The organism is Micromonospora marina (assembly GCF_900091565.1).
GTDB lineage: Bacteria > Actinomycetota > Actinomycetes > Mycobacteriales > Micromonosporaceae > Micromonospora > Micromonospora marina.
Map to the genome: position 1 here is coordinate 21,870 of NZ_FMCV01000011.1, position 8,997 is coordinate 30,866.

Sequence of the window (8,997 nt, forward strand, 5' to 3'; positions counted from 1 at the left end):
ATCAGCGGCCGAGCAGCCCGGCGGAGCCGGCGACGGCCAGGCCGATCACCGTCGAGCAGCAGCAGACGACAAGCGCGGCGGCGACCACCACGAGGACCAGCCACGCCGGTCCCCGCCGCCCCACCGAGGACTCCTCCTCGCTCATTCCGGCAGTCTAGGTTGGTGCGATGGAGCTGATCTCGATCGCCGATGTTCGCGCCGCCGCAGAGGACGTCGCCGGCACCGTGCTGCGGACTCCGCTGATGCCGGCGCCCTGGGACGACGGGCTGTGGCTCAAGCCGGAGAACCTGCAACCGGTCGGGTCGTTCAAGCTGCGCGGGGCCACCCACGCGGTGGCCCGGCTCGACCCGGCCACCCGGGGCCGAGGGGTGGTCACCCACTCGTCGGGGAACCACGGGCAGGCCCTGGCGTACGCGGCCCGCGCCCTCGGCGCGCCCTGCACTGTGGTGGTCCCCGAGGGTGCGCCCGAGATCAAGGTGGCCCGGATGCGGGCGCTGGGCGCGGACGTGCGGCTGGTGCCGCCCGCTGGGCGGCTCGCCGAGGCCGAGCGGATCGCGGCCGGGACCGGCGCGACGCTCGTACCGCCGTTCGACCACCCGGCGGTCATCGCCGGCCAGGGCACGGTCGGGCTGGAGATCGTCAGCGACCTGCCGGACGTGGACGTGGTGCTGGTTCCGGTCGGCGGCGGCGGGCTCGGCTCCGGCGTGGCCACCGCGGTCAAGTCGCTGCGCCCGTCCGCCGCCGTGATCGGAGTGGAGCCGGCGCTTGCCGCCGACGCCCGGGAGTCGCTCGCCGCCGGCGAGGTGGTGGTCTGGGACGTCGAACGCACCTACCGGACCTGTGCCGACGGTCTGCGGACCAGCCTGTCCGCGTTGACTCTGGCCCACCTGCGCGACCGGCTCGACGGCATCGTCACGGTGACCGAGGACGAGATCATGGCGGCCACCGGCCGGCTGCTCCGGGACGCCCGGCTGGTGGCCGAGCCGAGCGGCGCGGTCGCCCTGGCCGCCCGGCTGTTCCACCGCGACGAACTTCCGGCCGGCCGCACCGTAGCGGTCGTGACCGGCGGCAACGCCGACCCGCACGTGCTGTCCGCCGCGCTCGCCCAGGTGTAAGGAAGGGCCCCCTTTTAACGTCTCCGGTAGAGGAGGGGCCCCTTATTAACAGACGTCTGTTAATAAGGGGCCCTTCCTTACACCTCAGGCGCGGCCGACGCGGTCGAGGATCCAGGCGTTGACGAACGCCTCCTCGCGCCAGGAGTCGTACCGGCCGCTGGGGCCGCCGTGGCCCGCGCCCATCTCGGTCTTGAGCAGGTAGTCACCGGCCGGCGCGAGCGACCGCAGCCGGGCGATCCACTTGGCCGGCTCGTGGTAGAGCACGCGGGTGTCGTTGAGGCTGGTGACCGCCAGGATGGCCGGGTACTCGGCGGTGGTCACGTTCTCGTACGGCGTGTACGACTTCATGTACGCGTAGACCTCGGGGTCGTCGAGCGGGTTGCCCCACTCCTCCCACTCGGTGACCGTCAACGGCAGCGACGGGTCGAGGATCGAGGTGAGCGCGTCCACGAACGGCACCTGCGCGACGATGCCGGTGAACGCGTCCGGGGCGAGGTTCGCCACCGCGCCCATCAGCAGGCCGCCGGCCGAGGCGCCCCGGGCGACGAGCCGGTCGCTCGCCGTCCAGCCCGCCTTGACCAGGTGTCGGGCGCAGGCCACGAAGTCGGTGAACGTGTTCTTCTTGGCCAGCAGCTTGCCCTCGTCGTACCAGCGCCGGCCCAACTCGCCGCCGCCCCGGATGTGCGCCACCGCGAAGATCACGCCGCGGTCGAGCAGGCTCAGCCGGGCGATCGAGAACCACGGGTCCATGCTCGCCTCGTACGAGCCGTAGCCGTAGATGACGGCGGGCGCCGAGCCGTCGCGGGGCAGGTCACGGCGGCAGACGAGCGAGATCGGTACGCGCGTGCCGTCGTCGGCGAGCGCCCAGTCCCGGTGCTGCTCGTAGTCGGCCGGGTCGTACGCGCGTCCGTCCGGCCCGGGGCGGACCGGCTTCTGCCGGCGCAACGTCAGCTCCCGGGTGAGGAGGTCGTAGTCGTAGACCGAGTCGGGGGTGACGAGCGAGGTGTAGCGCAGCCGTACCTCCTTCGTGCGGTACTCCGGGTTCGCGTCCAGCCCCACGCTGTAGATCGGTTCGGGGAAGTCGATGTCCCAGCTGTCGTCGCTGCCCACCGGCAACACCCGCAGGCCGGTCAGTCCGTTGGCGCGCAGTGACACCACGAGGTGGTGCTCGAACGCGTCGACCGCCTCCAGCCGGGTGCCCGGTGTGTGCGGGATCAACGGCTCCCACTCGCCCGGCGCGTCCGCCGAGGTGTACGCCAGCGCGAAGTCCTCCGCGCCGTCGTTGTGCAGGATCAGGAAACGGTGGCCGTGGTGCTCCACCGCGTACTCGATGCCCTGACGCCGCGGGGCCACGACGGCGGGCTCGCCGGTCGGGTTGGACGCCGGGATCACCCACACCTCGCTGGTGATCTTGCTGTGGATGTCGATGACCACGAAGCGCTCCGAGCGGGTCAGCTCGACCCCGACCCAGAACCGCTCGTCGTCCTCCTGGTGTACCACCACGTCCTCGGTGGACGCGGTGCCGACGGTGTGCCGCCAGACCCGGTTCGGCCGCCACGTCTCGTCTACCGTGACGTAGAACAGCGTGGACGCGTCGCTGGACCACGCGGTGCCGTAGAACGTGTCCGGCACCTCGTCCGGCAACGACTCACCGGTGGTCAGATCCTTGATCCGCAGCGTGAAGCGCTCGTCGCCGGAGAAGTCGGTGGAGTAGGCCAGCCAGCGCCCGTCCGGGCTGACGTCGAACGCGCCGAGGGAGAAGAAGTCATGCCCCGCGGCGAGCTGGTTGCCGTCGAGCAGCACCTCCTCGCCGTCGAGCGGGGCGCCGTCCGCGCTGACCGGGGGCGCCGTCTCGCCCGGCCGGACCGCGCGCCGGCAGTGCACGCCGTACTGCTGGCCCTCGACCGTGCGGGTGTAGTACCAGTAGCCGTCCTTGCGGGTCGGCACCGACAGGTCGGTCTCCTGGGTGCGCCGGCGCGTCTCCTCGAACAGCTCCGCGCGCAGCCCGGCCAGGTGGGCGGTGCGCGCCTCGGTGTACGCGTTCTCGGCGTTCAGGTACGCGATCGTGTCCGGGTCGTCCTTGGTGGCGAGCCAGGCGTACTCGTCGAGGACTGTGTCACCGTGATGGACGCGCTCGGTCGGGACGCGCTTGGCGACGGGCGGTGGGGTTTCGGTCACGGCGCCACGTTACCGGTCGGCGGGCCGCCGCCGGGCTCGCCGCCGGCCGAATCCCGCGACTCACCGCCAGGTCTTTCGAACATGTGTACGATAACCGCCATGGCGGATGCGGCACGTTCCACCGATCGACTGGAAGCCCTCGACATCACCCGGAAGCTGGCCGCGATCTGCGGTGACCCGTTCGCCCGCTTCGCCGGCCCGGCCGACGAGGTGGCCGGCCGTACCGCTCGTTGGGTGGCGGTGCCGGGCGGCCCGCACGCCGCCGCGGAGGTGTTGCGGCTGGCCGCGGCGCACGACCTGACAGTGGTGCCCCGCGGCGCCGGCACGAAGATCGACTGGGGTGCCGCACCGGAGCAGGTGGACATCATGCTCGACACCGGCCGGCTCGCCGGGGTCTGGCACGAGCCGCGCGACGCGGCGGTGGCCGAGATCGGCGCCGGTACGCCGCTGCGCGCCGTCCAGGCCACGCTGGCCCGCACCAACCGGCGGCTGCCGGTCGACGCGCCCTCGCCGGGCGCGACGCTCGGCGGGGTGCTCGCCGCCGACGAGTCCGGTCCGCTGCGGCACCGGCACGGCAGCCCGTGCGCCCAACTCGTCGGGGTGCGCTACCTCGACGCCGACGGTGAGTTGGTGAGCGTCGGCGAGTCCGGCACGCAGGCGCTGGGCCGGGCCGCCCCGGTGGGCGGTGGCCGGTCCGGCGGGTGCGGTCCGGCGGGCGACGGTGGTGGTGCCGATGGTGGCGCGGGTGGATCCGGGCGGCGGGCCAGCGGTCCGGCGGGTGGCGTGGGCTGGGGCGCCGGTGGTGTGTTCGGCGACGAGCCGGGTGGCGGGGACGCGATCCTCGGGCGGGGCGACGTGCCCGGGCTCGACGTGGCCCGGCTGCTCTGCGGCTCGCAGGGCGGGCTCGGCGTGCTGGTCTCGGCCACCATGCGGGTGCACGCCCTCCCGGCCGGGCGGCTCTGGGTGTCCCGCCCGGTCTGGACGCCGCTGGAGGTGCACGACCTGGTCCGGGTCGTCCTGGCTGCGGGCGTCGATCCGGCCGCCGTCGAACTGGACCTGCCGGTGCCGGTGCCGCTGCCCCGGCGCCGCATTCCGCCGACGCACCCGTCGGTGGTCAACCGCCCCGACCATCCGGCCGTGACCGGGCGACCCGCTGCGGGCGGCCTGGTGATGTTGCTGGAGGGCGGCCCGGCCGACGTGATCGAGCGGGCCGAACGGCTCACCGCCGTCCTCGGCGCCGAGGCGATGGTCAGCCACCACGCGCCGGAGTGGTGGGGGCGCTACCCGTTTGCGCCGGGAGACACCGCGCTGCGCATCGAGGTGCCGATAGGCGACCTGCACGCCGCCGTCTACGCGCTGCGTGACGCCGCCGGCGCCCCGGTGCCGGTACGCGGCTCGGCCGGCTCGGGCACCGTCCACGCCGCCCTGTCCGGCGCGTTGCCGCCCGAGCGGGTCGCCTCCATCCTCACCGCGGTCCGCAGTGTGCTGATCGCCCGGCGGGGCCGGTGTGTCGTGGTGTCCGCGCCCGCGGCGGTGCGCCGTGCCGTGGACCTGTGGGGCGAGCTGCCCGCGTTGCCGCGCCTGCGCAGCGCCAAGGCGCACCTGGACCCGCACCACCGCCTGGCCCCCGGCCGCCTCCCCGGCGGCCTCTGACCAACCCGTGCCCTCCCGGGCGCCAGCCTGTCCCCGGGCGCCAGCCTGACGGCGTCCGGGCACACCCGTGCCGGCGCCGGCTCGACGGTGCCCGCCGGGTACTCCCGCCCGTCCGGGCGCCCCGATCCTGCACACAGCCTCGGCACCACCCGCGTCCCCGCGCGCCCTACCTCACCCCGGTGATCAAGGGCTTTGCGTCGGATTTCGCGCCCCGCAGGGACACAAACTCCTTGATCATCGCCGATGGGCGGGCTGAAGCGCGCCGACGGGCGGCCTTGGGGCGTCCGGTGGCGCGCCAAGGTGAGCTGATCATGAAGTTGGCGGGGAGGAATCGGGCTAATTGAGCAGCCAACTTCATGATCGACGGGGCGGGGCATCGACGGCGCGGGGCATCGACGGGGCGGGGCATCGACGGCGCGGGGCAGGGCGGGGCGGCGGGTGGGAGGGCTAGGGGGTGTCATTTCTCAGGACCAGGACGGCTATGTCGTCGCGTGGGGGCTCCACCGAGAAGGCGATGGTGGCGGCGCGCAGCCGGGCGGCCACCACGTCGGCCGAGTATCCGGCCAGCGGCGCCGCCGACTCGCGCAAGCGGTCGGTGCCGAACAGCTCCCGTCCGCGCCGCCGCTCGGTGACCCCGTCGGTGTAGAAGATCAGCGCGTCACCGGGCTTGAGCGTCAGCTCGGCGGTCGGCGTGGTGATCGTGTCGAGCAGGCCCAGCGCCGTACCGCCCGCGCCGACGAACGTCGCACCACCACCGCCGTGCAGCAGCACCGGGCGGTCGTGGCCGGCCAGGTGCAGGGAGACGTCCAGGTGGTCGCCGTCGCCGGGTGCGACAGCCGCCAGCGCCAGCGTGCAGTAGCGTCCGCCGCCGCGCTCCACGAGCGTCTCGTTGAGCCGGCCGAGCACCTCGGGCAGCGGTTTGCCGTCGCCGACGAGCACCCGGATCACGTCCCGGACCAGGCCGGTCACGGCGGCGGCCTGCACGCCCTTGCCGGACACGTCGCCGACCACCACGAGCCAGCGGCCGTCCGGCAGCGGGAGCACGTCGTAGAAGTCGCCGCCGACCTCCGCGTCGTCGCCGGTCGGGACGTACTCGGCGGCGAAGCCGATGCCCTCGACCACCGGGAGCACCGGCGGCAGCAGCGACTGCTGGAGCGTCTGGGCGACCCGGCGGCGCTCGGCGTGGATGCGGGCGTTCTCGATGGCGAGGGCGGCGCGGCGGGCGACGTCCTCCAGCACCGAGACCTCGTCGGGGTCGTGCCGGTGCCGCTGGTGCCGGCCCACGGCGAGGGTGCCGAGCCGCTGGCCGCGGGCGATCAGCGGCACGGCGAAGCCCTCCATCGGCCCGCCGAGCGGCACCTGCGCGGCGTTGCGGGACGCCTCGCGCAGCCGGGACTGGATCGAGTCGGGGCCGGTCTCCTGGAGGATCCGGTGCAGCTGCGGCAGCATCGCCTCGTCCGCGTGGCTGGATGCGGCCAGGCGCAGCCGTCCCCACTCGTCGGTGGTGTGCACGGCGCACCACTGGCCGAGCCGGGGCACCACGAGCTGCGGGATGAGCGCCATGGTCAGCTCGACGTCGAGCGACTGGGCGAGCAGTTCGCTCGCCTCGGCCAGGAACGTCAGCCAGGTGGAGCGGCGTACGTCGGCGCGGCGCAGCCGGTCGTTCTCCAGGTGCAGCGACAGCCGCTCGGCGGTCAGCACGGCCAGCGGCCGGGCGTACGCCGAGGGCGCCGCGTCCAGTTCCAGTTCGCCGGCGTACGGGCGGTGCACCGCGAGCGGTACGCGCAGCAGTTCGTTGCCCTCGCGCGGCGGCCGGCCGTACCGGGCGAAGACTCGGGTGCCTGTTCCGTCGCCCCGGTCCAGCCGGATCGTGCCACCGGCGGCGCCGACCATCTCGGCGACCCGGGTCAGCAGTCCGGTCGCGAACTCGGGCAGCGGGTCGTCGGCGTACGCGTCGGGGGTGAGCTGCATCAGGTCGCTCATCGCCGCGGCGCTCGGCGTACCGTCGCCGGTTCCCTCCGCTGCGGCGACGCGCAGCGGGCCGGCCGACGGCCGGGCGGTTCCGCCGGGGCCGGGCCGGTCCAGGCGGAACCAGACGCCCTTGCCGGTGGGCAGGTAGGTGGTGCCCCACCGGCTGGAGAAGTGGTCGACGAGCAGCAGGCCGCGCCCGCGGGCGGCGACCTCGGTGATGTCGGAGGTGGTGTTGCGCACACCCACGATCAGCTCGTCGACCGGGCCGGAGGCGAAGTCGGTGACGGTCACGGTGAGGCCGTTGCGATCGGTGTCGACCTCGATGTCCAGTTCGGTGCGCGCGTGTTCGACGGCGTTGGTGGTCAGCTCGGTGGTGAGCAGCAGCGCCTCGTTCAGCAGCTCGGGGAGCCGGGCTTCGAGCAGCATGGTGCGGACCAGCGCGCGGGCCGCCGCCGGGGTGCGGCGGTCGGCGGGGAGACGGACCCGGCGGACGCGCTCGTCCGCGCCGCCGCTGATCGGCCCTGCCTCCGCTGACACCTTCGTATCCTCCACCGCGCCCACCCCGGGTGCCAAGCATCAGGCCGAACCCGCCACCCGGGTCGATACCGCGCGTGACGCGCGATCACACGCGGTGACCTCGACGGATCGCGCGGCACAATGATGGGATGGCCCGTGTGACCGCACGAGCCCGAGCGGAGCGAGGAACGATGGCCACGGTGAATCAGTCGGTGACCGCGGACCCGTCCGCGTCCGACCACGAGGTGATCCTCGGCGAACTGGTCGAGGCGCTGCGCCGGGTGGGACGCGGCGATCTGCGGGTGCGCCTGGCCCGGCGGGCGGGACTGCCCGGTGAGGTCGCCGACGCCTTCAACGACGTGGTGTCGTTGCAGGAACGGCAGCACCTGGACCTGCGGCGGATCAGCCGGATCGTCGGCCGCGACGGCCGGCTCACCGAGCGTCTGGACGACGAGGGCCTGGACGGCTCCTGGGCGGAGGGGCAGCGGGCGGTCAACTCGCTCATCGACGACCTGGGCCGGCCGACCACGGAGATCGCCCGGGTCATCGTGGCGGTGGCCGACGGCGATCTCTCCCAGCACATGGCGCTGGAGATAGACGGTCGCCCGCTTCGCGGTGAGTACCTGCGCATCGGCCGGACCGTGAACACGATGGTGGACCAGCTCTCGTCGTTCGCCGACGAGGTGACCCGGGTGGCGCGTGAGGTGGGCACCGAGGGAAAACTGGGTGGCCAGGCCGACGTTCGTGGGGTGGCCGGCACCTGGAAGGACCTCACCGACTCGGTGAACACCATGGCGTCGAACCTCACCGGGCAGGTGCGGTCGATCTCCCAGGTGGCCACAGCCGTCGCGAAGGGTGACCTGTCGCAGAAGATCACGGTCGGGGCGCGCGGCGAGGTGGCCGAGCTGGCCGACACGATGAACTCGCTCACCGACACGCTGCGGCTGTTCGCCGAGCAGGTGACCCGGGTGGCCCGCGAGGTGGGCACCGAGGGCAAGCTCGGCGGCCAGGCCGAGGTGCCGGGTGTGGCGGGAACCTGGAAGGACCTGACCGACAACGTCAACTCGATGGCGTCGAACCTGACCGCGCAGGTGCGCAACATCGCGCAGGTGTCGACCGCTGTCGCCAAGGGTGACCTGTCGCAGAAGATCACGGTGGCCGCGCAGGGCGAGATCCTGGAGCTGAAGGACACCGTGAACACGATGGTGGACCAGCTCTCGTCGTTCGCCGACGAGGTGACCCGGGTGGCCCGCGAGGTGGGCATCGAGGGCAAGCTGGGCGGCCAGGCGCAGGTGCGTGGCGTCTCCGGCACCTGGCGCGACCTCACCGAGAACGTCAACCAGCTCGCCGGCAACCTGACCAGCCAGGTCCGCAACATCTCCCAGGTCTCCACGGCGGTCGCCAAGGGTGACCTGGGTCAGAAGATCACCGTGGACGCGCAGGGCGAGATCCTGGAGTTGAAGAACACCGTCAACACGATGGTGGACCAGCTGTCGTCGTTCGCCGACGAGGTGACCCGGGTGGCCCGCGAGGTGGGTACCGAGGGCAAGCTGGGTGGTCAGGC

6 protein-coding genes are annotated in these 8,997 nt (G+C 73.3%); 3 read left to right on the forward strand and 3 right to left on the reverse strand.

The annotated features are described in order from the left end of the window. Position 1 precedes the first annotated feature (1 nt). Positions 2 to 145, reverse strand: a complete 144-nt coding sequence (locus tag GA0070215_RS28450; protein ID WP_018789109.1) for a hypothetical protein — start codon at positions 143 to 145, stop codon at positions 2 to 4. Positions 146 to 167: 22 nt separating this feature from the next. On the opposite strand from GA0070215_RS28450, the gene GA0070215_RS14745 reads away from it, so the two are divergent. Then, positions 168 to 1,115, forward strand: a complete 948-nt coding sequence (locus GA0070215_RS14745) for a threonine ammonia-lyase (RefSeq protein ID WP_091046382.1) — start codon at positions 168 to 170, stop codon at positions 1,113 to 1,115. Between the two features lie 84 nt (positions 1,116 to 1,199). On the opposite strand, the gene GA0070215_RS14750 is transcribed toward GA0070215_RS14745, so the two are convergent. Next, positions 1,200 to 3,293 (reverse strand): S9 family peptidase, encoded by a 2,094-nt coding sequence (locus GA0070215_RS14750; protein WP_091046385.1) that lies wholly within the window; start codon positions 3,291 to 3,293, stop codon positions 1,200 to 1,202. Between the two features lie 99 nt (positions 3,294 to 3,392). On the opposite strand from GA0070215_RS14750, the gene GA0070215_RS14755 reads away from it, so the two are divergent. Beyond that, a complete protein-coding gene (locus GA0070215_RS14755; RefSeq protein ID WP_244167003.1) occupies positions 3,393 to 4,946 on the forward strand; it encodes an FAD-binding oxidoreductase in 1,554 nt (517 codons plus the stop codon). A 447-nt stretch (positions 4,947 to 5,393) separates the two neighbouring features. Here GA0070215_RS14755 and GA0070215_RS14760 read toward each other — a convergent pair whose 3' ends face one another. Then, positions 5,394 to 7,454, reverse strand: a complete 2,061-nt coding sequence (locus GA0070215_RS14760) for a SpoIIE family protein phosphatase (protein WP_026268765.1) — start codon at positions 7,452 to 7,454, stop codon at positions 5,394 to 5,396. A gap of 170 nt (positions 7,455 to 7,624) precedes the next feature. Between GA0070215_RS14760 and GA0070215_RS14765 the strand changes: the two genes are divergently transcribed. After that, on the forward strand, positions 7,625 to 8,997 hold a 1,373-nt coding region (locus tag GA0070215_RS14765; protein ID WP_141708201.1), incomplete at its 3' end, for a HAMP domain-containing protein.